Annotated in this window: 22 protein-coding genes, 2 tRNA genes and 1 pseudogene; 19 read left to right on the forward strand and 6 right to left on the reverse strand. The window is 49.6% G+C overall.

All coding sequences use genetic code 11. The features are described from left to right. Positions 1-27: 27 nt before the first annotated feature. Positions 28-393 carry a helix-turn-helix transcriptional regulator gene (locus SPM24T3_RS10700; RefSeq protein ID WP_009636768.1) on the reverse strand — a complete coding sequence of 122 codons (366 nt, stop codon included), beginning with the start codon at positions 391-393 and terminating at the stop codon, positions 28-30. A 643-nt stretch (positions 394-1036) separates the two neighbouring features. Between SPM24T3_RS10700 and SPM24T3_RS10705 the strand changes: the two genes are divergently transcribed. Then, a complete protein-coding gene (locus SPM24T3_RS10705; RefSeq protein WP_009636769.1) occupies positions 1037-1402 on the forward strand; it encodes a DNA-binding protein in 366 nt (121 codons plus the stop codon). A 235-nt stretch (positions 1403-1637) separates the two neighbouring features. Continuing rightward, positions 1638-2003: a DNA-binding protein gene (locus tag SPM24T3_RS10710; RefSeq protein ID WP_009636770.1), complete on the forward strand. Its 366-nt coding sequence runs from the start codon at positions 1638-1640 to the stop codon at positions 2001-2003. A 43-nt stretch (positions 2004-2046) separates the two neighbouring features. On the opposite strand, the gene ispB is transcribed toward SPM24T3_RS10710, so the two are convergent. Further along, positions 2047-3018 (reverse strand): octaprenyl diphosphate synthase, encoded by a 972-nt coding sequence (ispB, locus tag SPM24T3_RS10715; protein ID WP_009636771.1) that lies wholly within the window; start codon positions 3016-3018, stop codon positions 2047-2049. A gap of 259 nt (positions 3019-3277) precedes the next feature. On the opposite strand from ispB, the gene rplU reads away from it, so the two are divergent. The 4 genes and pseudogenes from rplU to cgtA all read left to right on the forward strand — a co-directional run bounded on the left by rplU (position 3278) and on the right by cgtA (position 5406). Then, complete coding sequence (gene rplU / locus SPM24T3_RS10720) at positions 3278-3589, forward strand: 50S ribosomal protein L21 (RefSeq protein ID WP_009636772.1); 312 nt, start codon at positions 3278-3280, stop codon at positions 3587-3589. A gap of 18 nt (positions 3590-3607) precedes the next feature. Continuing rightward, positions 3608-3865 carry a 50S ribosomal protein L27 gene (rpmA, locus tag SPM24T3_RS10725; protein ID WP_009636773.1) on the forward strand — a complete coding sequence of 86 codons (258 nt, stop codon included), beginning with the start codon at positions 3608-3610 and terminating at the stop codon, positions 3863-3865. Between the two features lie 110 nt (positions 3866-3975). Next, a pseudogene (locus tag SPM24T3_RS25890) lies at positions 3976-4088 on the forward strand (EamA family transporter); the annotation flags it as partial. Positions 4089-4236: 148 nt separating this feature from the next. Continuing rightward, positions 4237-5406 carry an Obg family GTPase CgtA gene (gene cgtA / locus SPM24T3_RS10730; protein WP_009636774.1) on the forward strand — a complete coding sequence of 390 codons (1170 nt, stop codon included), beginning with the start codon at positions 4237-4239 and terminating at the stop codon, positions 5404-5406. 79 nt (positions 5407-5485) lie between these two features. Here cgtA and pmrB read toward each other — a convergent pair whose 3' ends face one another. The 3 genes from pmrB to dacB form a co-directional block, all read right to left on the reverse strand. After that, a complete protein-coding gene (pmrB, locus tag SPM24T3_RS10735; protein WP_009636775.1) occupies positions 5486-6577 on the reverse strand; it encodes a two-component system sensor histidine kinase PmrB in 1092 nt (363 codons plus the stop codon). Then, entirely contained in the window at positions 6574-7236 is a 663-nt protein-coding gene (pmrA, locus tag SPM24T3_RS10740) for a two-component system response regulator PmrA (protein ID WP_009636776.1), read from the reverse strand. Before pmrA ends, pmrB begins: the two co-directional genes overlap by 4 nt. 68 nt (positions 7237-7304) lie before the next feature. Continuing rightward, complete coding sequence (gene dacB, locus SPM24T3_RS10745) at positions 7305-8738, reverse strand: serine-type D-Ala-D-Ala carboxypeptidase (RefSeq protein WP_009636777.1); 1434 nt, start codon at positions 8736-8738, stop codon at positions 7305-7307. Positions 8739-9016: 278 nt separating this feature from the next. On the opposite strand from dacB, the gene greA reads away from it, so the two are divergent. After that, entirely contained in the window at positions 9017-9493 is a 477-nt protein-coding gene (gene greA / locus SPM24T3_RS10750; RefSeq protein WP_009636778.1) for a transcription elongation factor GreA, read from the forward strand. A gap of 158 nt (positions 9494-9651) precedes the next feature. Here greA and yhbY read toward each other — a convergent pair whose 3' ends face one another. Next, positions 9652-9948, reverse strand: a complete 297-nt coding sequence (gene yhbY / locus SPM24T3_RS10755) for a ribosome assembly RNA-binding protein YhbY (protein WP_009636779.1) — start codon at positions 9946-9948, stop codon at positions 9652-9654. A 183-nt stretch (positions 9949-10131) separates the two neighbouring features. Here yhbY and rlmE point away from each other — a divergent pair, with 183 nt between their 5' ends. The 12 genes from rlmE to truB all read left to right on the forward strand — a co-directional run bounded on the left by rlmE (position 10132) and on the right by truB (position 22462). Beyond that, on the forward strand, positions 10132-10761 hold the full coding sequence (rlmE, locus tag SPM24T3_RS10760; protein ID WP_009636780.1) for a 23S rRNA (uridine(2552)-2'-O)-methyltransferase RlmE: 630 nt from the start codon (positions 10132-10134) through the stop codon (positions 10759-10761). 56 nt (positions 10762-10817) lie between these two features. Continuing rightward, complete coding sequence (ftsH, locus tag SPM24T3_RS10765) at positions 10818-12764, forward strand: ATP-dependent zinc metalloprotease FtsH (protein ID WP_009636781.1); 1947 nt, start codon at positions 10818-10820, stop codon at positions 12762-12764. Positions 12765-12908: 144 nt separating this feature from the next. Beyond that, positions 12909-13745 (forward strand): dihydropteroate synthase, encoded by an 837-nt coding sequence (folP, locus tag SPM24T3_RS10770; RefSeq protein WP_009636782.1) that lies wholly within the window; start codon positions 12909-12911, stop codon positions 13743-13745. 9 nt (positions 13746-13754) lie between these two features. Next, positions 13755-15089: a phosphoglucosamine mutase gene (gene glmM / locus SPM24T3_RS10775; RefSeq protein WP_009636783.1), complete on the forward strand. Its 1335-nt coding sequence runs from the start codon at positions 13755-13757 to the stop codon at positions 15087-15089. 296 nt (positions 15090-15385) lie between these two features. Beyond that, positions 15386-15721: a preprotein translocase subunit SecG gene (gene secG, locus SPM24T3_RS10780; RefSeq protein WP_009636784.1), complete on the forward strand. Its 336-nt coding sequence runs from the start codon at positions 15386-15388 to the stop codon at positions 15719-15721. A 100-nt stretch (positions 15722-15821) separates the two neighbouring features. Then, positions 15822-15908 (forward strand) — tRNA-Leu (locus tag SPM24T3_RS10785). Between the two features lie 91 nt (positions 15909-15999). Then, positions 16000-16076, forward strand: a tRNA-Met gene (locus SPM24T3_RS10790). Positions 16077-16289: 213 nt separating this feature from the next. Beyond that, complete coding sequence (rimP, locus tag SPM24T3_RS10795; RefSeq protein WP_009636785.1) at positions 16290-16742, forward strand: ribosome maturation factor RimP; 453 nt, start codon at positions 16290-16292, stop codon at positions 16740-16742. Positions 16743-16763: 21 nt separating this feature from the next. Further along, positions 16764-18272, forward strand: a complete 1509-nt coding sequence (gene nusA, locus SPM24T3_RS10800; protein ID WP_009636786.1) for a transcription termination factor NusA — start codon at positions 16764-16766, stop codon at positions 18270-18272. Positions 18273-18296: 24 nt separating this feature from the next. Further along, entirely contained in the window at positions 18297-20993 is a 2697-nt protein-coding gene (gene infB / locus SPM24T3_RS10805; RefSeq protein WP_009636787.1) for a translation initiation factor IF-2, read from the forward strand. Between the two features lie 111 nt (positions 20994-21104). Next, positions 21105-21518 (forward strand): 30S ribosome-binding factor RbfA, encoded by a 414-nt coding sequence (rbfA, locus tag SPM24T3_RS10810; protein ID WP_009636788.1) that lies wholly within the window; start codon positions 21105-21107, stop codon positions 21516-21518. After that, positions 21518-22462: a tRNA pseudouridine(55) synthase TruB gene (gene truB / locus SPM24T3_RS10815; protein ID WP_009636789.1), complete on the forward strand. Its 945-nt coding sequence runs from the start codon at positions 21518-21520 to the stop codon at positions 22460-22462. The genes rbfA and truB overlap by 1 nt, the downstream gene beginning before the upstream one ends. Positions 22463-22601 lie beyond the last annotated feature (139 nt).

Consider the following 22601-nt stretch of genomic DNA (forward strand, 5'->3'; position numbering starts at 1 on the left):
AATAAAATTCAATCAGTATTTAATAATCTACATCCCCTTCTTATCTGCGTTATCTGCATTTTTACTCTTAACTATTGAATTTTCAGGCAGAATGATATTCTTGGTCGGTACTTTTTCCCGCCCCAGATTATCAGGAAGCTTGCAGCGCATTTTTCTTTCCAGAAGTTCATCTGTTTCAGGATGATAATAACGGCTGGGCCAGATTTCTGCCGGATGTAACTTCAGTGCATTAGCGATAATCCACTCTCCTTTTGGCCACGGACGTGACAGCGCATTCGCCAGTGTGGATGAACTCAGGCCCGCGGATCGGGACAATGCTGCCAAGGTGGTACGCTGTTTATGTAACGATGCGATTATATCAGCGTGATGCCAATCCGTTCTCCGTAAAAGCATAGAAAAACTTCCTTATATAATAGGCTTGCAGGTTTTGTTATATGTTTGAGGGGTTAGCACCCATATTCATTCGGAAGCTATAAGAGCAAATTTCTGAACTTAGTTCAAACCTGTTTCTCAAAAGATATTTTTATTTTTTATTAATAGCCTACTATTTTATTTGAACCACTAACTGGGTATGTTTGGTCTTCTAATGGTTTGTAATATAAGTGATTTATCGGCGCTCTTTGGGTTGTTATCAAATTTTTCTTAATGCAAATCTTCTTTTTTAAGAAAAGTTAATTGTTATCAAATCTTTTCAAAAAATGCATTTTTTCTGAAAAGTGGTGATTGGTCAATATCCGAAATATGGTTACTTAGATGAATTTACAGGCTTTTCTATTGTTAGTTCACTCAAAGATTTAACGTAACTTACTTTTGAGCGTTAGATGGTTCTTTTAGTTTTATTTTTCTCCATAAAAAAGTTTCATCAATATACCTAGGCTTTAATTTATTGATGCACATTTGCATTCGCTAATGGTATAACTTATGCGTTCAATGTAAACGCCTCGCTAAATATGCCGTGAAAATATGGCTTTTTTAATGTCTTAACAGTTAATGATTTATATCAATCATATTTTTGTATAAATAAGAGAGAATTCTTATGAATCCTGAATGGTTTTCCGCCAAAGAACTGATCGGTTTTACGGGGCTTCCTTCATCACCTCAGGGGATACATAGCATGGCCCGTCGACAAAAGTGGGTCAGACGACGCAGATTCGGCGTACAGGGACGTGGAGTTGAATATCATATTGATAGTCTGCCGATCAAAACTAATTCAAATCTTGTGCTTAACGAACCTTCAGCCGAATATTTTTATTCCAACAACCAAGATCCCTTATTAATCTGGATCGAAAGTTATAAACAATTGGATGAAAGAGAAAGGCAAAAAATGATTACCTTTATTGTTCGCAATGGGATGATTGAAGTAATTAACAGGTTAGGGGCTTCGAACGAATTTATTTATTAAAGCTTTTAAAATCTATAGTTTTTATATCAACGGTTTGTTTAAAAGAGCAGGTTTATGTGTTAACTGTAGTCGTTGAACTTAGTTATAGATCCAAATTGTAAATTCTGGTTATAAACTCTCGTTGTGAGTGACCTTTAAGCAAAACGTTGGCCTATATTATTAGCCTGAGTTGGCAAGTGCCGGGCTGAATTTTATTCTGCTCTTTTTTTGGATTTAAAATAATAAAAGGAATGCCATGAAAAAGGAATGGTTTGCTGCAAAAGATCTGGTTGGAATAAATGGATTACCCACCACGACTCAGGGTATCCATGGCATGGCCAGAAGGCAGGGATGGGAAACGCGGCGAAGGCTTGGTGTTCAAGGTAAGGCGGTGGAATATCACATTAACAGCCTGCCTAAAATGATGAAACCAGCACTAATCATTCAAGAAAAATCTGCAGAATATCTTTGTTCTTCTTATCACGACCCTCTACTTATATGGATTGAAAGTTATAAGCAGCTTAATGATAGAGAGCGCGAGACGATAGTCTCATTTATTGTGCGCGAAGGAATGCTGGCAGTAATTAAACGTCTGATGCCTGCACAAGCAGAGATAGAATAAGCAAGGCGGCCAAAAACACGGCGCCTTGCTTACTAAATCGCTTTTAGAAATCACGCTTGACGGCTAAATGAGCGAGACCTTCCAGGGCGAGTCGATAGGGTGATTCTGGTAACGCCTGCAATGCACTGATTGCTTTGTCTGCTTCGTCTTCTGCTCGTTGGCGAGTGTAATCCAGAGAATGACACTGATGCATGGCTTGCAGTACCGGCTCAAGTAAATGTCTGCCGTTGCCTTGTTCGATGGCCTGGCGAATCATGGTCGCCTGTTGCTCAGTGCCGTTTTTCATGGCATGAAGCAGCGGCAGAGTCGGCTTACCTTCGTTGAGATCGTCACCGGTGTTTTTGCCCAAAGTCTCGCCATCTGCGTCGTAATCAAGCAAATCGTCGATCAGCTGGAAAGCAGTGCCTAAATAGCGCCCGTAGTCCTGCAACGCGCAGACCTGCTCTTCGGTGCCTCCTGCCAGCATGGCTGAAGCCTGAGCAGCCGCTTCAAACAATCGCGCTGTCTTGCTATAGATAACCTGCATGTAACTTTCTTCGGTAATGTCCGGATCGTTGCAGTTCATCAATTGAAGCACTTCACCCTCGGCAATCACGTTGACGGCTTTGGACATCAGAGCCAGCACCGGGAGTGATTCGAGGTCAGTCATCATCTGAAACGCGCGGGTGTAGATGAAGTCGCCTACCAATACACTGGCCGCGTTGCCAAAAGCGGCATTGGCGGTGGCTTTGCCCCTGCGCATGTTCGACTCGTCAACAACATCGTCATGCAACAACGTTGCCGTGTGGATAAACTCTATCAGCGCAGCGACGGTAACGTGCTTGTCACCGGTGTACTTGAGCGCACGGGCAGCAAGAACGGCAATCATTGGGCGAATTCGTTTACCACCACCGCTAATGATGTAATATCCGAGTTGATTGATGAGCGAGACATCAGAGTTCAACTGCTCGAGAATTGCCGCATTGACTGCAGCCATATCCTGTTCGGTGAGGTCGGTAATCTGTTCTAGGTTCATTGTGATTTTTCGGCTGTATTTCTCTTCACCGCAATGAGAACGGGCTCACATTGGCACATGATGCAATTTGTAGTAATGATTGTACTTGAAAAACGAGTGAGATAAACGCGTTGTAGTGAACTGCGCTTTTTTTCTTCTTTTCTAGTGATTGTGCTCTTGTCATATGCTGATTTTTTGCGTAGAATTCGCGCCCTATTGTGAATATTTATAGCGCCCTCTGGACTATACAAAGTTGAGTGCGCGGAAAGCGGAGTTTTATATGTACGCGGTTTTCCAAAGTGGTGGTAAACAACACCGAGTAAGCGAAGGTCAAACTGTTCGCTTGGAAAAGCTGGACATCGCAACTGGTGAAACAATTGAGTTTGACCAAGTTCTGATGATCGCTAACGGTGAAGAAATCAACATCGGCTTGCCTTTAATTGCTGGCGGTGTGATCAAAGCAGAAGTCGTTGCTCACGGTCGTGGCGAGAAAATTAAGATCGTTAAGTTTCGTCGTCGTAAGCACTACCGTAAGCAGCAGGGCCACCGTCAGTGGTTCACTGATGTAAAAATCACCGGCATTAGCGCTTAAGTTTAGGAGAGCGGAACAATGGCACACAAGAAGGCTGGCGGCTCCACCCGCAACGGTCGCGATTCAGAAGCTAAACGTCTGGGCGTAAAACGCTTTGGCGGCGAAGCAGTACTGGCAGGCAGCATCATCGTTCGTCAGCGCGGCACCAAATTCCACGCTGGTATCAACGTGGGTTGCGGTCGTGACCACACTCTGTTTGCTTTGACTGACGGTAAAGTCAAGTTCGAAGTTAAAGGCAAAGACAACCGTAAATTCATCAGCATCGAAGCTGAATAATTTACTGTCTGAGTCTTGATAGACTGATGTAAGCCCCGCAATTAGTTGCGGGGCTTTTTACATTGTGTTGGCCAACACCGGCAAGAAAATGGATGTCAGGAAAACTGACTTCAACGCAGATTCTCATTTTGCTGTACACTTTATGTGCTATCGCACTGCTTCCTTTGGCGAAGCCTGAGACATTTTTTTATGCTGGCAAGTAGCCTGTCTTCTGACCTGCGGTACTTAACCTGAACGGTTAATATAGTGCCCTTGAGGTTGTTGCAGGAGTTAAATTTTCTGCAATGAGCCTGTGGGTGGCAACCAGGAACAGAACAAGACCTGATGGCTGAGACAAGCATCCGGGTGAATGATTTACGGAGACAGTTCAAATGAAGTTTGTAGATGAAGCAACGATCCTGGTTGTAGCAGGCGATGGCGGTAATGGTTGCGTCAGCTTCCGCCGCGAAAAATATATTCCTCACGGTGGCCCGGACGGCGGCGACGGCGGAGATGGCGGCGACGTCTATGTCCTTGCCGACGAGAACCTGAACACCCTGATCGACTACCGTTTTGTAAAATCTTTCCGTGCAGAGCGCGGTGAGAATGGCCAGAGCCGTGACTGTACCGGCAAACGCGGTAAAGACATCGTTATTAAAATCCCTGTGGGTACCCGTATCCTGGATCAGGGAACTGGCGAAGTGCTGGGCGATATGACTCGCCACGGTCAGCAACAGCTGGTTGCCAAAGGCGGCTGGCACGGTTTGGGTAACACCCGTTTTAAATCCTCGGTAAACCGTTCACCGCGCCAGAAAACCATGGGCACTAAAGGTGAGCTGCGTGACCTTTCCCTGGAACTGATGCTGCTTGCCGACGTCGGTATGCTGGGTTTGCCGAATGCGGGTAAATCTACCTTTATTCGTGCCGTATCGGCGGCTAAACCAAAAGTTGCCGATTATCCGTTTACTACCCTGGTTCCAAGCCTGGGCGTAGTACGTATGGATAGCGAGCAGAGCTTTGTGGTTGCCGACATCCCCGGTCTGATCGAAGGCGCGCACGACGGCGCTGGTTTGGGTATTCGCTTCCTCAAGCACCTTGAGCGCTGCCGTGTTCTATTGCATCTGGTTGATATCGCGCCAATTGATGAGTCAAATCCGGTTGAAAATGCCAAAATTATCATCAATGAGCTGCAGCAGTACAACGAGAAACTGGCGAACAAACCACGTTGGTTAGTCTTCAACAAGATTGACGTAATTGGTCAGGAAGAAGCCGAGCGTCGCGCTAAAGAAATCGCCGAAGGTATGGGCTGGGAAGGGGATTACTTCCTGATTTCTGCTGCCAACCGCGAAGGCGTTACCGCTCTGTGCTGGGAAGTGATGAAATTCATCAATGAAAATCCTAAACACATGTCGGTTGAAGAAGCCGTACCAGAGAAAGTCGAGTTCATGTGGGACGATTATCACCGTGAACAACTGGCCGAAGTCGAAGAAGATGATGACGAAGACTGGGACGACTGGGACGATGAAGACGACGAAGGCGTTGAAATCATTTACGAGCGTTAATCTCGTTGCCCGTTCCTTAATAGATTGAATATTAAGAAATATATGAAAGGTCGCTTAATTGCGACCTTTTTTGTTTCTGTTATTCCAGTAACTGGTGATCCAAACGGGTTTGCGTAAAGGCCTGCTGGGGTATCCAGCACTGCGCGCTGAGCCCATTACCATCCTGGCGATTGGTTAATCGCAGATGACCGCCGTGCAGGTTAATAATCCGTAAAACAATATTCAGACCCAATCCACTGCCACCGAAGCGTTGATCGGCGCGTCTAAAGGCCTGTGTCAGCTCTCCAGCCTTTTTCTCATCAATGCCTGGTCCGCAGTCATCTACCTGAATCATAACGCCCTGATCGCGTTCTGACAGCGAAATCGTTACGTCACTGCCGTGAGGGCTATAGCGATAAGCATTTTCAACCAAGTTTCTCAGCATCAGGCGGAGCAAGACAGGATCACCTTCAACTGCCGTATGACTGGCAGTCTTTACGACCAAATGCTGTTGATGGTTTGCCAGCAACTCAATCAACTCCGCTCTTAGCGGCTTAATGACGTGGTTAATAAGTTCAACTTTCTGATATTGACCCTCGGCAAAGTTCTGACCGGCGCGGGAAAGCATTAACAGTTGTTCCACGGTATGCATCAGTTGATCGATACGTCCTATCAGCATGTTGCTGCCATCCACGCCTTTCTTTTCCATTAGTTCAAGATGCAGGCGCAATCCTGCCAGAGGCGTTCGCAGTTCGTGGGCGGCATCGGCGGTGAACAATCTTTCCTGAGCGATGGTCTGAGAGAGGCGAGCTAAAAGTTGATTTAGCGCATTGGTTACGGAAACCACCTCCTGAATTTCGCTGTTGAGCGGAAGCGGAGAGAGGTTGTCGGCAGAACGAGCTTCAAGACGGTTTTGCAACTGTTGCAAAGGCCTGATAATCCAGCTAATAGCCCAAAAACACAGCAGCAAGGTGACCGCCAGCATCGTTAGCGAGGGGGCAATCAGTGAGGCAATCGCTTCGGCAATCTCTTTTTCGACGTGAGCATTACGTACTTTGGCCGATAACGTGTCATTGACCAGCAAATTAATTTGCTCCTGGCTTTCGTGCCAGAGCCAAAAAACACTGGTGAGCTGAGTAACAAATAAAATTAGTGCCAGCATCACCAGCAGCCGACGGCGCATGCTGTTCATTTAGCCTGGTCCAGACGGTAGCCAATTCCGCGCACCGTGTGGATCAAATCCTTGCCAAGCTTACGTCGCAGGTTATGTACGTGGACTTCAAGAGTGTTTGAGCCCAGATCGTCCTGCCAAGAGTAAAGATCCTGCTGCAACAGCTCGCGATTCACCGTTTGCCCAGCCCGCATGATGAGTCTTGTAAGAATGGCGAACTCTTTTGGGGTGATCTCTATCAGTTGTTCCTGATGGTAGACCTGCTGCGAGGAGAGATTTAGCGTCAGATTACCGACGCTAAGCAGGTTGTCGCTGTGCCCCTGATAACGGCGAATCAATGCTCTGACTCTGGCCATGAGCTCGACCAGGGCAAAGGGTTTGACGAGATAGTCATCGGCACCAGCGTCTAAGCCTTCAACCCTGTCCTCCAGCGCGTCACGGGCAGTAAGTATCAGCACCGGCAGAGAAATATTCTGACGCCGCCACTGGCGAAGCAGTGTGGCACCGTCGGTGTCGGGCAAGCCCAAATCGAGAATAATCAGGCTATACTGGCTGCTTTGTAACAGCGCATTGGCTTCGGCCGCGGTAGACGCGCTGTCGCTGGCATAACTTTCGCCGTTGAGCGCCATGGTCAACCCCTGGCGCAGTAGGTCATCATCTTCGACGATAAGTAGTTTCATAGCCGCCTTTCACCACCGCTTTTATCACAGTGCATTGATTAATCTCTATCCTGTGACAACAGCTACTGCTAGTTGTTCTGGTAAATATCCCGATACAGGCGACTTTCAAAACGGACCAAAGGTGCGCGGCGGGTGCGTTGGTCTTCAGGCGGTACGGCATAGCCTGAAAGGTATTGCACAAACGCCAGACGCTGCCCGCTGGCAGTGGTGATAAAACCTGCCAGATTATAGACGCCAGCCAACGAACCGGTCTTGGCCGAAACTTTACCGTCAACGCCCGCCTCGTGCAGACCGCCGCGATATTGCAGAGTGCCATCATGGCCTGCCAATGGCAGCATCGAGATGAAATCCAGCTCTTTATCGTGCTCGGCAATATATTGCAGTGCCTGCATCATAGTTTTTGGCGATACCAAATCGTGGCGCGACAGGCCGGAGCCGTCTACCTGAATATTATTGGCAAGGTCAATCCCGGCTTTTTGGCGCAGGATCTGCCTCACGGCATCTGAACCTGCGCGCCATGTGCCGGGTACGCCGTAAAGCTGATGGCCAATAGTGCGGAATACGGTGTCGGCAATCATGTTGTCAGACTTTTTCAACATCGTATGCAGCAAATCATGCAGCGGGGCAGATTGCGTCTGCGCCAGCACCGTACCCGCAGGCGTCACGTGGGTCTGACGTTTTAACCGACCGTCGATCTGGATATCAGATTTGGTCAGCTCGTCTTTGAGGATTTCCCCGGCATAGGCAGCGCCGTCCTGGATAGCAAACGCCAAAGGCAGCGGCTCACTGCGTTGAGTCAGGCAGCCAGTCAACGTAAAGCGATTAAATTCGCCAGGCATCACGTCCAACTCGCAGTACTGCGCATCAGGTGAACCTTTGGCTAACGTACGGACCTCGCTGAACATCTGCACCGGATAATAAGATGCGACGCGAATAAACGCGTTTTCATCGGGTTTCGCCGCGCTATAAAGCGAAACGGAGAAACAGTTGCGGTCGACAATCGCCGCTGCCGGTGGAGCATCGAAGCACTGGGTAATGTCGTTCCACGGCCAGCCCGGCGCTTTGTCATGACTGGCAAAAACAGAGGTGTCGATGACCACATCGCCGCTAATTTCTTTGACGCCCTGTTTTTTCAACACAGCGACCATATTGCGAATATTCTGACGCGTAAAAGTCGGATCACCATCAAATCGTGCGACCAGATTGCCATGAAGAACGCCACCGCTGACGCTGCCGTTGGTTTCAAAAGTGGTATTGAAACGGAAATCCGGACCTAACTGGAGCAAAGCTGCCAGCGCGGTAAATATCTTCATCGTACTGGCAGGCAGGCCCATTTGGTCGCCATGGTAGTCGACAACAGGCGTGGTTGAACCAATCTTTTGTACCAATACCGAGAGGTTAGTGCCCTCCGGGAGGTACTGCGTATAGCTTTCTACCTGTGCTGCGTTTGCATTAAGAGCAATCGCGCAGGCTAATCCACTGACAATTCGTAAAAAACGCATTATTTTGAGTATAGGCTCTGGATAACTACAGGATGACGTGGTGCCATACTACGATGCAACGAACGGGGGTGCAACGTGGGTGAAAGTAAACGATGATCCCAAAGGAACTCTACGGTAAAATACCACTCAAAATGAAAAACCAATCCTGGCCTGGTGTTTACTCCGGGTGAGGTTTTTTTTGTTTATCGCCAGAGCGAGTCAACCTTAACAGCTTGATTTCTACCTGATTATTTCAGGACGGTGTTTTACCGAAAGGACAAAGTTAGAGGCAATAAAATATGAACCAAATTCCGATGACATTGCGTGGCGCTGAAAAATTACGTGAAGAATTAGATCACCTGAAAGGCGTTCGTCGCCCTAAAATCATTGCTGATATCGCAACCGCGCGCGAGCATGGCGATCTGAAAGAGAATGCTGAATATCATGCGGCGCGTGAACAGCAGGGGTTCTGTGAAGGGCGTATTCAGGAAATTGAAGCCAAGCTGTCCAATGCTCAGATCATTGATATCAAAAAAATGCCGGTTACCGGGCGTGTTATCTTTGGTGCGACAGTAAAAGTCATGAACCTGGATACCGACGAAGAGCAGACTTACCGTATCGTTGGTGACGACGAAGCAGACTTTAAGCAGAATCTGATTTCTGTGAACTCACCCATTGCCCGCGGCTTGATTGGTAAAGAGCAGGACGACGTGGTGGTTATTAAAACCCCAGGTGGCGATGTTGAGTTCGAAATTCTGAAAGTAGAATATCTTTAACAGGTGACCCAGCGGTGGATTTTGTGATGACTACCGCTCTTTTTAACGCGGATTTTGGCGTTAAAATGAAAAAAGGCCCGCGAGGGCCTTTTGTAAAACCACGTATAGATAGCAACTTTTCGTTAAATCCAAAGCGCTTTTCGTTAAACTCTTAAAACTTAACGCGGTAAGATAATTTTGCGGTCTTCAGTAGAAGGGCGATACAGTACCAGCATATTGCCGATGACTTGCACGTTGACTGCTTTGGTTTCACGCACAATTGCGTCTGCAATCAACGTCTTGGTTTCACGCTCTTCGGCGGCAATTTTCACCTTGATGAGCTCATGATGTTGCAGCGCCTGTTCGATTTCGGCAAGCACGCCTTCGGTAAGGCCGTTATTACCTAACATGACTACCGGTTTTAACGGATGTGCCAAGCCTTTCAGGTACTGTTTTTGTTTATTGTTAAGATTCATCGTCTTTTTTTACTTAAGTTGGGATTGAAAACGGGGCATTCTACCGCCATCTCATCTATATCACCAACTCGGTGTGCATCCGAGTTAAGTGCGAAGACGACTTAGCCATAGACTAAACGACGCTAAGAGCTTGTTGTTAGGGCTCTACTCAGGGTAGTTTGAAAACTATATGGTTACTAAATAATGTCTAATAAAAAGCGTTCTGCAAGTTCCAGTCGCTGGTTGCAGGAACACTTTAGCGATAAATATGTGATAGCAGCACAGAAAAAAGGGCTGCGCTCCCGTGCCTGGTTTAAACTTGATGAAATACAGCAAGGCGACAAGCTGTTTAAACCGGGTATGACCGTGGTTGATTTAGGTGCTGCACCGGGCGGATGGTCACAGTACGTAGTGACGCAAATCGGCAATAAAGGGCGTATCATCGCTTTGGACCTCCTGCCTATGGATCCCATCGTAGGTGTTGATTTCCTTCAGGGCGATTTTCGTGATGAGTTAGTTCTCAAAGCCCTGCTCGACAGAGTAGGAGAAAGCAAAGTTCAGGTGGTCATGTCCGATATGGCCCCGAATATGAGTGGTACTCCGGCAGTCGATATACCAAAATCGATGTATCTGGTTGAGTTAGCGCTGGATATGTGTCGAGATGTGCTGGCACCAGGCGGAAGTTTCCTGGTGAAGGTGTTCCAGGGAGATGGTTTTGATGAATACCTGCGGGAAATTCGCTCCCTGTTTACGAAGGTTAAGATTCGTAAGCCAGACGCTTCCCGAGCTCGTTCCCGAGAAGTGTACATCGTAGCGACAGGGCGAAAGTCGTAGTACCCTAACGCTGTTTGTTAACACAGTTGTAATATGAGGTTAATCCCTTGAGTGACATGGCGAAGAACCTGATTCTCTGGTTAGTCATCGCGGTTGTATTGATGTCTGTATTTCAGAGCTTTGGGCCCAGCGAGTCTAATGGCCGTAGGGTAGATTATTCTACCTTCATGTCCGAATTGACCCAAGATCAGATTCGTGAAGCACACATTAATGGACGTGAGATTGACGTTACCAAGAAAGACAGTAACAAATACACGACCTACATCCCTGTCAACGATCCTAAGTTGCTGGATACCCTGTTGACGAAGAATGTGAAAGTTGTTGGTGAGCCGCCTGAAGAGCCGAGCCTGCTGGCATCTATCTTTATTTCCTGGTTCCCGATGCTGTTGCTGATAGGGGTCTGGATCTTCTTTATGAGGCAAATGCAGGGCGGCGGTGGCAAGGGTGCGATGTCCTTTGGCAAGAGCAAAGCCCGCATGCTGACGGAAGATCAAATCAAGACCACTTTTGCCGACGTTGCAGGTTGTGACGAAGCCAAGGAAGAGGTGAGCGAGCTGGTAGATTACCTTCGCGAGCCAAGCCGTTTCCAGAAACTGGGCGGTAAAATTCCTAAAGGCGTGCTGATGGTGGGCCCGCCAGGTACCGGTAAAACCCTGCTGGCGAAAGCCATTGCCGGTGAAGCCAAGGTGCCATTCTTTACCATTTCAGGTTCCGACTTCGTTGAAATGTTCGTAGGTGTTGGTGCATCTCGTGTGCGTGACATGTTCGAACAGGCCAAGAAAGCTGCACCGTGCATCATCTTTATTGATGAAATCGATGCGGTCGGTCGTCAGCGCGGTGCCGGTTTGGGCGGTGGTCACGATGAGCGTGAGCAAACCCTGAACCAGATGCTGGTTGAGATGGATGGCTTCGAAGGTAACGAAGGTATTATCGTTATCGCTGCAACTAACCGTCCAGACGTGCTTGACCCGGCGCTGCTGCGTCCAGGTCGTTTTGATCGTCAGGTTGTGGTTGGCTTGCCAGATGTCCGCGGTCGCGAGCAGATCCTGAAAGTCCACATGCGTCGCGTTCCACTGTCTCCAGATATTGATGCAGCGGTAATTGCACGCGGGACTCCAGGCTTCTCTGGTGCTGACCTTGCGAACCTGGTCAACGAAGCGGCGCTGTTCTCGGCACGTGGCAACAAGCGCGTGGTGTCGATGGTCGAGTTCGAAAAAGCCAAAGACAAAATCATGATGGGGGCAGAACGTCGCTCCATGGTGATGACCGAAGCGCAGAAAGAATCGACTGCGTATCACGAAGCGGGTCATGCCATTATTGGCTGGTTACTGAAAGACAAGGGTCATGACCCGGTTCATAAAGTAACCATCATCCCTCGTGGTCGCGCATTGGGTGTGACGTTCTTCCTGCCGGAAGGCGACGCAATCAGCGCAAGCCGTGAAAAACTTGAAAGTCAGATCTCCACGCTTTACGGCGGTCGTTTGGCTGAAGAGATTATCTACGGTGCAGGTAAAGTTTCTACCGGTGCGTCTAACGACATCAAAGTTGCTACCTCGATTGCCCGCAACATGGTCACTCAGTGGGGCTTCTCCGAGAAACTGGGTCCGCTTCTGTATGCAGAAGAAGAGGGCGAAGTGTTCCTGGGTCGTTCAGTGGCGAAAGCCAAGCACATGTCTGATGAAACTGCGCGTATTATCGACCAGGAAGTTAAGTCGTTAATCGAAACCAACTACAAGCGTGCTCGTGAGATTCTGGATGCCAACATGGATATCCTGCATAGCATGACTAAAGCGCTGATGACGTACGAAACCATCGATGCCCCGCAGATCGACGATCTGATGACCCGCAAAGATGTCGTTCGTCCGCCAGCAGGGTGGGATGCTGCAACCAGCACCGGTTCAGATGACAGTAACAACGGTACGCCTAAAGCGCCAACGCCAGTTGACGAGCCACGTACGCCTAACCCGGGCAATACGATGTGCGAGCAGTTCAGCGGCAAGTAAGCAGCTGATGACAGCCTTTGCTTCGGCAGTCTGTACTGACTAAAATAAAACCCCGGCTTCGACCGGGGTTTTTTTATGCTGATCCGATACAGTACAGCGAACAAAAAGCATTGCGTATTAGAACAAACTGACAGGAATATCACCATGCAGCTCACCGCAAACGGCAGCACTCTGAATCTTGCTTTTCCTCAGGTTATGGGGATCCTCAACGTCACACCTGACTCCTTCTCTGACGGCGGACGCCATAACAGCCTCGAACTGGCGATTAAGCATGCCCATGAAATGGTCGATGCTGGTGCTACCATTCTCGACATTGGTGGCGAGTCGACGCGTCCGGGTGCTGCCGAGGTCAGTGATGACGAAGAGTTATCGCGGGTAGTTCCGGTGGTAGAAGCGCTGGCAAAACGCTTTGACGTATGGCTGTCGGTCGATACTTCAAAGGCGTCGGTGATTCGCGAATCTGCCCATGCTGGCGCACATCTGATTAATGATATCCGCTCGCTGCAAGAGCCGGGTGCGATGCAGGCAGCGGCTGCGAGCGGGCTTCCAGTTTGTCTGATGCACATGCAGGGCGATCCAAAAACAATGCAGCAATCGCCGCAATATGGCGATTTAGTGGCTGAAGTCGACCAGTATTTTGTGCAACATATTGCCCAGTGCATTGATGCCGGTATTGCGAAAGAGAAATTGTTGCTCGACCCGGGCTTCGGTTTCGGTAAGAATTTAAATCATAACTATGAGTTACTAGCCAGACTGGCTGAGTTTCATCATTTTGGTTTACCGCTACTCGTCGGAATGTCGAGAAAATCGATGATTGGCCAACTGTTGCACGTTTCTCCTGAACAACGCCTCGCAGGCAGTGTAGCCTGTGCCGTTATTGCCGCCATGCAGGGTGCACAAATTGTACGCGTGCATGACGTCAGGGAAACGGTGCAGGCCATGCGTATCGTCGAAGCAACACTTTCAGCTAAGAAGGGATGAAGAAAAATTATGAGCAACCGTAAATACTTTGGTACAGACGGCATTCGTGGCAAGGTTGGCGATACCCCGATTACGCCTGATTTTGTACTGAAGCTCGGTTGGGCGGCAGGTAAAGTCCTGGCTCGCCACAGCTCAGGAAAAGTCATTATTGGCAAAGATACCCGTATTTCTGGCTATATGCTGGAGTCGGCGCTTGAGGCGGGTTTGGCGGCTGCCGGCCTTTCTGCTTCGTTTACAGGCCCTATGCCGACCCCGGCAATTGCCTATCTGACGCGTACCTTCCGCGCCGAGGCAGGTATCGTTATCTCCGCATCGCATAATCCATTTTACGATAACGGCATTAAGTTCTTCTCTACTGACGGCACCAAGCTGCCTGACCATGTAGAAGAAGCGATCGAAGCCGAGATGGAAAAACCGCTGACCTGCGTTGACTCGGCCGAATTGGGTAAAGCCAGCCGCATCGTCGATGCCGCGGGGCGTTACATCGAATTCTGTAAAGGCACTTTTCCTGCCGAACTTAGCCTTAGCAGCCTAAAAATTGTGGTCGACTGTGCCAACGGCGCAACTTACCACATCGCCCCAAGCGTAATGCGTGAGTTGGGGGCGAAGGTGATTGCCATCGGCTGTGAGCCCGACGGCATGAACATTAATGAAGGCTGTGGAGCGACCGATGTCACCCTCCTACAGCAACGCGTGCTTGAAGAAAAAGCCGATCTTGGCCTGGCATTTGACGGCGATGGCGACCGCATCATCATGGTCGACAATCAGGGAAACAAGGTCGATGGCGACCAAATTCTCTACATCATCGCTCGTGAGGCACTGCGCCAGGGGCAGCTACGCGGCGGCGTTGTCGGCACGCTAATGAGCAATATGGGGCTGGAACTGGCACTTAAACAGTTAGGTATTCCATTTGCTCGTGCCAAAGTAGGTGACCGCTATGTGCTTGAGAAGCTGAAGGAAAAAGGCTGGCGCACTGGCGCAGAAAACTCCGGACACGTCATACTGCTCGACAAAACCACCACCGGTGACGGCATTGTCGCTGGTTTGCAAGTGCTTACAGCAATGGTGCGTAACCACATGAGCCTGCATGACCTTTGTAGTGGTATGAAACTGTTGCCGCAAATTCTGGTTAATGTGCGCTTCTCCGGCGAGGGCGATCCGTTGCAGGATGTCGAGGTGAAACGCATCACCGCCGAGGTAGAAAATCAGCTAGCAGGTAAGGGGCGTGTGCTGTTGCGTAAATCGGGCACCGAGCCGTTGATTCGCGTGATGGTAGAGGGCGAAGATGCTGCACTGGTAGAAAGCCTGGCTAATCGTATTGCCGAAGCGGTAAAAGCGGTTTAAAACAGTTTAAATAAGTTAAGGGCGGCATGAAGTCCCATGTCGTCGAAGTTTTTTTCTTTACTTCAATGGGAACCGTGTTGCTCAAGTTCTCGCCGGAAAAGGTGCTAAATAGCTGCTTTTGTCGCTTTTTTCCGCAATCGAACGCGAAGGTGAAAATTGCTCTTGCACGAGCATAACGGTTTGGTTAGTATTCACACCCGCTTCAGTAGGTCCTTGAAGACCTACGGCTAATCATAGTAAGAAGCTGGTGAGAAGCAATTAGCACGCGGTGAACCCGCAAGGATACAGGTACAACTATGTACGATGCTCTTCTGGTGATTTTCCTTATCGTGGCAATCGGCCTTGTCGGTCTGGTTATGCTGCAGCAAGGTAAAGGTGCAGATATGGGAGCCTCTTTCGGAGCAGGTGCATCAGGCACATTGTTCGGTTCGAGCGGTTCCGGTAACTTTATGACCCGCATGACGGCTATTTTGGCGGCGCTGTTCTTCGTCATTAGTTTGATTCTGGGGAACATGAGCACCAATAAAAGCCAAAAAGGCAGCGAGTGGGAAAACCTGAGTCAGCCAGCAAAAACTGAGCAGACAACTGCACCGGCCGCACCAACAGGCCCAAGCAGCGATATTCCTAAGTAAGTTGCTGACCAGTAGTTGAAGTAGATTAGTAAGTTAGAAGCAAAGAGTTTTAAACAATTGCAATTACTCGGACAGTAAGCGCGATTGTGAAAAAAAGAGTGCCGAGGTGGTGGAATTGGTAGACACGCTACCTTGAGGTGGTAGTGCCCGAATGGGCTTACGGGTTCAAGTCCCGTCCTCGGTACCAATCTTTTGATGACTTGCATTCTTGCGGTTATCAGCGTAGTATTTTGCGGCATCAAGTCGCGACAATATGTACGCGTTACGTTGTTTTCGGACGCGGGGTGGAGCAGCCTGGTAGCTCGTCGGGCTCATAACCCGAAGGTCGTCGGTTCAAATCCGGCCCCCGCAACCACTTTCCTCAAGTATTTGTTTTCAAATATACTGCTAGTATCTCCCTGGTGCTTACGAGTATCCATTTGAAAAAAATCCTTTTGAAAGTGCACCGAAGCCGCCATGCGGCAAATAGGGTCCAGTTGCATAAAGCCCCGATTTATCGGGGTTTTTTGTTATTTGGCAACAGAATCACTGGGCTATTAGGCCCTTTTTTTATGTCTTGGGGGTGGACTTGTCCACATTAGAACAAAAATTAACAGAGATGATTTCAGCACCAGTCGAAGCATTAGGTTTCGAGCTGGTAGGTATTGAGTTCGTTCGAGCTCGCCAATCGACACTACGCATCTATATTGATAGTGAAGACGGGATCAACGTTGATGATTGTGCTGATGTCAGCCACCAGGTTAGCGCTGTACTCGAAGTAGAAGACCCGATTACCGTTGCATATAACCTGGAAGTTTCCTCCCCGGGCCTCGATCGCCCTATGTTCACCGCAGAACATTATCAACGTTTCATCGGTGATGAAGTCAGCGTGGTATTGCGTATGGCTATGCAGAACCGCCGCAAGTGGCAGGGAATAATCAAGGCTGTCGAAGGCGAAATGATCACGGTTACGGTGGATGGGAAAGACGAAGTGTTCGCACTGAGCAACATCCAGAAGGCGAACCTGGTACCCCACTTTTAAAGTTAGGATGAGGCAACTAGGATGAATAAAGAAATTCTGGCTGTTGTTGAAGCAGTTTCGAATGAAAAGTCCCTCCCGCGCGAGAAAATTTTTGAAGCGCTGGAAACTGCATTGTCGACAGCAACCAAAAAGAAATACGAGCAGGAAATCGAAGTTCGCGTCACCATCGACCGTAAAACCGGCGACTTTGACACCTTCCGCCGCTGGGTAGCTGTAGATGAAGTGACCCAACCGACCCGTGAAATCACGCTCGAAGCTGCTCAATACGAAGATCCATCCATTGAATTGGGTGGCTACATCGAAGATCAAATCGAATCTGTCACCTTTGACCGTATCACCACGCAAACTGCCAAACAGGTTATCGTACAAAAAGTACGTGAAGCCGAGCGTGCTATGGTGGTCGATGCATTCCGCGAACAGGAAGGCGAGATAGTCACCGGCGTAGTCAAAAAAGTTAACCGTGACAGCATCGCCCTGGATCTAGGTAGTAATGCTGAAGCCGTTATCCTGCGCGAAGACATGCTGCCTCGTGAGAATTTCCGCTCGGGTGACCGTATTCGCGGCGTACTTTACGCTGTGCGTCCTGAGGCTCGCGGTGCTCAACTGTTTGTTAGCCGTTCACGTAACGAGATGCTGGTTGAACTGTTCCGCATCGAAGTACCAGAAATCGGCGAAGAATTAATTGAAATCAAAGCCGCTGCCCGCGATCCGGGTTCACGCGCCAAGATTGCAGTTAAAACCAACGATAAGCGTATCGACCCTGTCGGTGCTTGTGTCGGTATGCGCGGTGCGCGCGTTCAGGCCGTTTCCAGTGAACTGGGCGGTGAACGTATCGATATCATCCTTTGGGATGACAATCCTGCGCAATTCGTTATCAACGCCATGGCGCCGGCAGATGTCGCGTCAATCGTTGTTGATGAAGACAAGTGCACCATGGATATCGCCGTTGAAGCCAGCAACCTGGCACAGGCGATTGGCCGCAACGGCCAAAACGTGCGTTTAGCCTCCCAGCTTTTGAAGCAGCATCGTGGCGATGACAAATGGGAACTGAACGTGATGACGGCAGACGATCTGCAGGCCAAACATCAGGCCGAGGCGCATGCTGCAATCGAAACCTTCACCAAGTATTTGGCAATCGACGAAGATTTCGCGACTGTTCTGGTTGAAGAAGGTTTCTCAACCCTCGAAGAGCTGGCCTATGTGCCGGTGAACGAGTTGCTAGAAATCGATGGTCTGGACGAAGACACGGTAGATGCGCTGCGCGAACGTGCGAAAGAAGCGCTGACCACCCTGGCCCTTGCACAGGAAGAAAGTCTCGGTGACAACAAGCCTGCTGAAGACCTGCTGAATCTTGCAGGACTGGAACGCAGCATGGCGTTTAAACTGGCAGCAATCGGTGTTTGCACGCTGGAAGATCTTGCCGAGCAGGGTGTTGACGATCTGACAGATATTGAAGGTCTTAATGACGAAAAGGCTGGTGAGTTAATCATGGCCGCACGCAATATCTGTTGGTTTGGCGACAATGCGTAATAAACTGTAGCAGGAAGGAACAGCATGACAGATGTAACCGTAAAATCGCTGGCAGCGGAGATTCAAACTCCGGTCGATCGCCTGGTACAGCAATTTGCTGACGCAGGGATAGACAAGTCGGAAGCTGACTCTGTCACCCAGCATGAAAAAGAAACTTTGCTGGCGCATTTGAATGGTGGAAATTCGAATGCGACAAACAAACTGACGTTACAACGCAAAACGCGTAGTACACTTAATGTTCCGAGCACCGGCGGGAAGAGTAAATCGGTGCAAATCGAGGTCCGCAAGAAACGCACTTATGTTAAACGTGATATGACCGAGGCAGAACTTGCCCAGGCCGAAGCGGAAGAGCAGGCAAAGCGTGAAGCGGAAGAACAGGCTCAGCGTGTAGCACAAGAGCAGGCGCAGCAAGCGGCCGCTCAGGAAAAAGCTAAACGTGAAGCCGCTGAGCAAGCCAAACGTGAGGCCGCTGATAAAGCTAAGCGTGACGCAGCGGAAAAAGATAAAGTGACGAATCAACATACCGACGAAGTAACCAAGCCAGCTCAGGCAGAAAAAGCACGCCGTGAAGCTGAAGCCGCAGAGCTTAAGCGCAAAGCGGAACAAGAAGCCCAGCGTAAAATTGAAGAGAACGCTAAACGCGTTGCTGAAGAAGCACGTAAAATGGCTGACTCAGGCGTTTGGACTGAAGCTCCTGCACCAAGCGAAGCCGAAACTGCGGACTATCATGTGACCACTTCACAGCACGCTCGTGCTGCAGAAGATGAGAACGATGCCAAAGTTGAAGGCGAGCGCCGCACCCGTACTCGTGGTGGCAAAGCGACTAAGCAGAAGAAAGGCAATAAACTGTCTGAATCCAAAGCCGATCGCGAAGAAGCCCGTGCAGTTGGTCGTGGTGGTAAAGGTAAGCGTAAGCCAAGCACCCTGCAACAGAGCTTCAACAAGCCTGTAGTAGCTGTTAACCGCGACGTTGTCGTTGGCGAAACCATTACCGTTGCCGAACTGGCAAATAAAATGGCAGTTAAAGGCTCTCAGGTCATCAAAACCATGATGAAACTGGGCGCTATGGCCACCATCAACCAGGTTATCGATCAGGAAACTGCTCAGCTGGTTGCTGAAGAAATGGGCCATAAAGTTATCCTGCGTCGTGAAAACGAGCTGGAAGAAGCGCTGATGAGCGACCGTGATACCGGTGCTTCGGCTGCTGCCGAGCCTCGTGCGCCGGTCGTGACCATCATGGGCCACGTTGACCACGGTAAAACCTCTTTGCTCGACTACATTCGTTCAACGAAAGTAGCGGCTGGCGAAGCAGGTGGTATTACTCAGCACATCGGTGCTTATCATGTTGAAACCGAAAACGGCATGATCACCTTCCTCGATACCCCGGGACACGCCGCGTTTACTTCAATGCGTGCTCGTGGTGCCAAAGCGACTGACATCGTTGTTTTGGTTGTTTCTGCGGACGATGGCGTGATGCCACAGACCGTAGAAGCCGTTCAGCATGCGAAAGCTGCCGGCGTGCCAATCGTGGTTGCAGTGAACAAAATCGACAAGCCAGATGCTGACCCGGATCGCGTTAAAACCGAGCTGTCTCAGTACAACGTTATGCCAGAAGAGTGGGGCGGTGAATCTCCGTTCATCCACGTTTCTGCCAAAGCGGGTACCGGTATCGACGATCTGCTTGAGTCCATCCTGCTGCAGGCTGAAGTTCTCGAACTGAAAGCTGTGCGCACTGGTATGGCAAGCGGTGTAGTTATCGAATCCTTCCTTGATAAAGGTCGTGGCCCAGTGGCTACCGTACTGGTTCAGGAAGGTACGCTGAACAAAGGTGACATTATCCTTTGTGGCTTCGAATACGGCCGTGTTCGTGCGATGCGTGACGAAATGGGTCTCGACATTACCTCTGCGGGTCCTTCTATCCCTGTCGAAGTTCTGGGTCTGTCCAGCGTTCCGGCTGCGGGTGACGAAGTTACCGTTGTACGTGACGAGAAGAAAGCCCGTGAAGTTGCGCTGTATCGTCAAGGCAAATTCCGCGAAGTTAAACTGGCTCGCCAGCAGAAATCTAAACTGGAGAACATGTTCGCGAACATGACCGAAGGTGAAGTTTCTGAACTGAACATCGTGTTGAAATCAGACGTACAGGGTTCTTGCGAAGCGATCTCCGATGCGCTGCAGAATCTGTCAACTGCTGAAGTTAAAGTCAAAATTGTGGGCATGGGCGTAGGTGGTATCACCGAAACCGACGCAACGCTGGCTGCTGCTTCTAACGCTATCATCCTTGGCTTTAACGTTCGTGCCGATGCTTCTGCTCGCCGCGTCGTTGAAAATGAAAGCCTGGATCTGCGTTACTACTCCGTAATCTATAACCTGATTGATGAAGTCAAACAGGCGATGAGCGGTATGTTGGCACCAGAGTACAAACAGCAAATCATTGGCCTGGCTGAAGTTCGTGACGTGTTCAAGTCACCGAAATTTGGCGCAATCGCAGGCTGTATGGTTACTGAAGGTATGATCAAACGTAGTAACCCAATCCGCGTTCTGCGTGACAACGTGGTTATCTATGAAGGCGAGCTGGAATCCCTGCGCCGCTTCAAAGATGACGTTGCCGAAGTTCGTAACGGCATGGAATGTGGTATCGGCGTTAAAAACTACAACGACGTACGTCCTGGCGATGTGATCGAAGTCTTCGAAATCATCGAAATCAAACGTACTATCGCTTAACGTTTCGATCTAACCCGGATCGTCGGGTATACAGTCAGAACCATTGGGGGGCCTTGCGCCCCCTTATTTGTCTGATGCATGGTTGAAGTAAAAAGTTTGGAGTAAGAAATTATGGCTAAAGAATTCAGCCGTACCCAGCGCGTCTCTCAAGAGATGCAAAAAGAAATCGCCATCATCCTGCAGCGTGAAATCAAAGATCCGCGCGTTGGCATGGCGACCGTTTCCGGTGTTGAAGTTTCTCGTGATCTGGCCTATGCCAAGGTTTTCGTGACTTTCCTGGACGTTCTGACCAGCGAGCCACAGGATCCTGACCGCGTTAAAAACGGTATCAAGGCCCTGCAAGATGCACAGGGTTTTATTCGTACCCTCATCGGTAAAGCAATGCGCCTGCGCGTTGTTCCTGAGTTGACCTTCGCCTACGACAACTCCCTGGTAGAAGGCATGCGTATGTCTAACCTGGTGACCAATGTTGTTAAGAACGATGCTGAACGTCGTTCCGCAGCAGGCGACGACGAGGAATCCTAATGAGTCGTCCACGTCGCCGCGGTCGTGACATTCACGGCGTTCTGTTACTGGATAAATCACTGGGTCTGTCGTCCAATGATGCGTTGCAAAAGGTAAAACGCCTTTACAACGCCAATCGCGCGGGTCATACCGGTGCATTGGACCCTCTAGCCACCGGCATGCTGCCGCTGTGCCTCGGGGAAGCGACCAAGTTTTCACGGTTTTTGCTCGACTCCGATAAACGTTACCGCGTGATTGCTCGCATGGGCCAGCGTACTGATACCTCTGATGCCGAAGGCCAGATCATTTCAGAGCGAGCAGTGACTTTTAACGCCGCCGAGCTTGATGCCGCGCTGGAAAGTTTTCGCGGAGAAACGCAGCAAATTCCTTCGATGTACTCCGCATTGAAATATCAGGGCCGTAAACTGTACGAGTACGCGCGTGAAGGAATAGAAGTTCCGCGTGAGTCGCGCAGCATTACCGTCTATGAACTACAGTTCATTCGCTGGGACGGCGAGGAAGTCGAGCTGGAGATCCACTGTTCTAAAGGCACCTATATTCGCACCATCGTTGATGACCTCGGTGAAAAGCTGGGTTGCGGTGCGCATGTGACTTTCCTGCGACGCCTGCAGGTCGCGACTTACCCGTTTGAACGCATGGTGACCATGGATCAGCTTAACGCGTTGATTGCCGAGGCTGAAGAACAAGGTATCGAACCGCGCTTGCTGCTCGATCCGCTGTTATTGCCGATGGATAGTCCGTGTGAAGATTTTCCTGAAGTCAATTTGTTACCCGTTGTCGCTGGCTACGTTAAGCAGGGTCAACCGGTACAGGCTTCTGGCGCACCGCTTTCCGGTCTGGTTCGTATGACCGAAGGCGAAGAGCGTAAGTTCATTGGTGTAGGTGAAATCGATGATCAAGGCCGCGTTGCTCCTAAGCGCCTGGTTGTAGAGTACTCTGAGTAGAACCCGTGTCGGAGATATCCGACTCGTAGTTAACACAGTGTTGCTCATGTTGCGATCGGGCATATCAAAGAGTAGAATAGCGCAGCTTATGCATGGGGTAGCTGAATTAGAGATCGGCGCCCGTTTAATTAATCTATAA

This window comes from Serratia sp. M24T3 (assembly GCF_000257645.1).
In the GTDB taxonomy this organism is placed as follows: Bacteria; Pseudomonadota; Gammaproteobacteria; order Enterobacterales; family Enterobacteriaceae; genus Rouxiella.

Excerpts from the sequence above, each read along its gene's own strand:
- SPM24T3_RS10700 (WP_009636768.1), bottom strand. The coding sequence starts at position 393 with ATGCTTTTACGGAGAACGGATTGGCATCACGCTGATATAATCGCATCG.
- SPM24T3_RS10705 (WP_009636769.1), top strand. The coding sequence starts at position 1,037 with ATGAATCCTGAATGGTTTTCCGCCAAAGAACTGATCGGTTTTACGGGG.
- SPM24T3_RS10710 (WP_009636770.1), top strand. The coding sequence starts at position 1,638 with ATGAAAAAGGAATGGTTTGCTGCAAAAGATCTGGTTGGAATAAATGGA.
- ispB (WP_009636771.1), bottom strand. The coding sequence starts at position 3,018 with ATGAACCTAGAACAGATTACCGACCTCACCGAACAGGATATGGCTGCA.
- rplU (WP_009636772.1), top strand. The coding sequence starts at position 3,278 with ATGTACGCGGTTTTCCAAAGTGGTGGTAAACAACACCGAGTAAGCGAA.
- rpmA (WP_009636773.1), top strand. The coding sequence starts at position 3,608 with ATGGCACACAAGAAGGCTGGCGGCTCCACCCGCAACGGTCGCGATTCA.
- cgtA (WP_009636774.1), top strand. The coding sequence starts at position 4,237 with ATGAAGTTTGTAGATGAAGCAACGATCCTGGTTGTAGCAGGCGATGGC.
- pmrB (WP_009636775.1), bottom strand. The coding sequence starts at position 6,577 with ATGAACAGCATGCGCCGTCGGCTGCTGGTGATGCTGGCACTAATTTTA.
- pmrA (WP_009636776.1), bottom strand. The coding sequence starts at position 7,236 with ATGAAACTACTTATCGTCGAAGATGATGACCTACTGCGCCAGGGGTTG.
- dacB (WP_009636777.1), bottom strand. The coding sequence starts at position 8,738 with ATGCGTTTTTTACGAATTGTCAGTGGATTAGCCTGCGCGATTGCTCTT.
- greA (WP_009636778.1), top strand. The coding sequence starts at position 9,017 with ATGAACCAAATTCCGATGACATTGCGTGGCGCTGAAAAATTACGTGAA.
- yhbY (WP_009636779.1), bottom strand. The coding sequence starts at position 9,948 with ATGAATCTTAACAATAAACAAAAACAGTACCTGAAAGGCTTGGCACAT.
- rlmE (WP_009636780.1), top strand. The coding sequence starts at position 10,132 with ATGTCTAATAAAAAGCGTTCTGCAAGTTCCAGTCGCTGGTTGCAGGAA.
- ftsH (WP_009636781.1), top strand. The coding sequence starts at position 10,818 with ATGGCGAAGAACCTGATTCTCTGGTTAGTCATCGCGGTTGTATTGATG.
- folP (WP_009636782.1), top strand. The coding sequence starts at position 12,909 with ATGCAGCTCACCGCAAACGGCAGCACTCTGAATCTTGCTTTTCCTCAG.
- glmM (WP_009636783.1), top strand. The coding sequence starts at position 13,755 with ATGAGCAACCGTAAATACTTTGGTACAGACGGCATTCGTGGCAAGGTT.
- secG (WP_009636784.1), top strand. The coding sequence starts at position 15,386 with ATGTACGATGCTCTTCTGGTGATTTTCCTTATCGTGGCAATCGGCCTT.
- nusA (WP_009636786.1), top strand. The coding sequence starts at position 16,764 with ATGAATAAAGAAATTCTGGCTGTTGTTGAAGCAGTTTCGAATGAAAAG.
- infB (WP_009636787.1), top strand. The coding sequence starts at position 18,297 with ATGACAGATGTAACCGTAAAATCGCTGGCAGCGGAGATTCAAACTCCG.
- rbfA (WP_009636788.1), top strand. The coding sequence starts at position 21,105 with ATGGCTAAAGAATTCAGCCGTACCCAGCGCGTCTCTCAAGAGATGCAA.
- truB (WP_009636789.1), top strand. The coding sequence starts at position 21,518 with ATGAGTCGTCCACGTCGCCGCGGTCGTGACATTCACGGCGTTCTGTTA.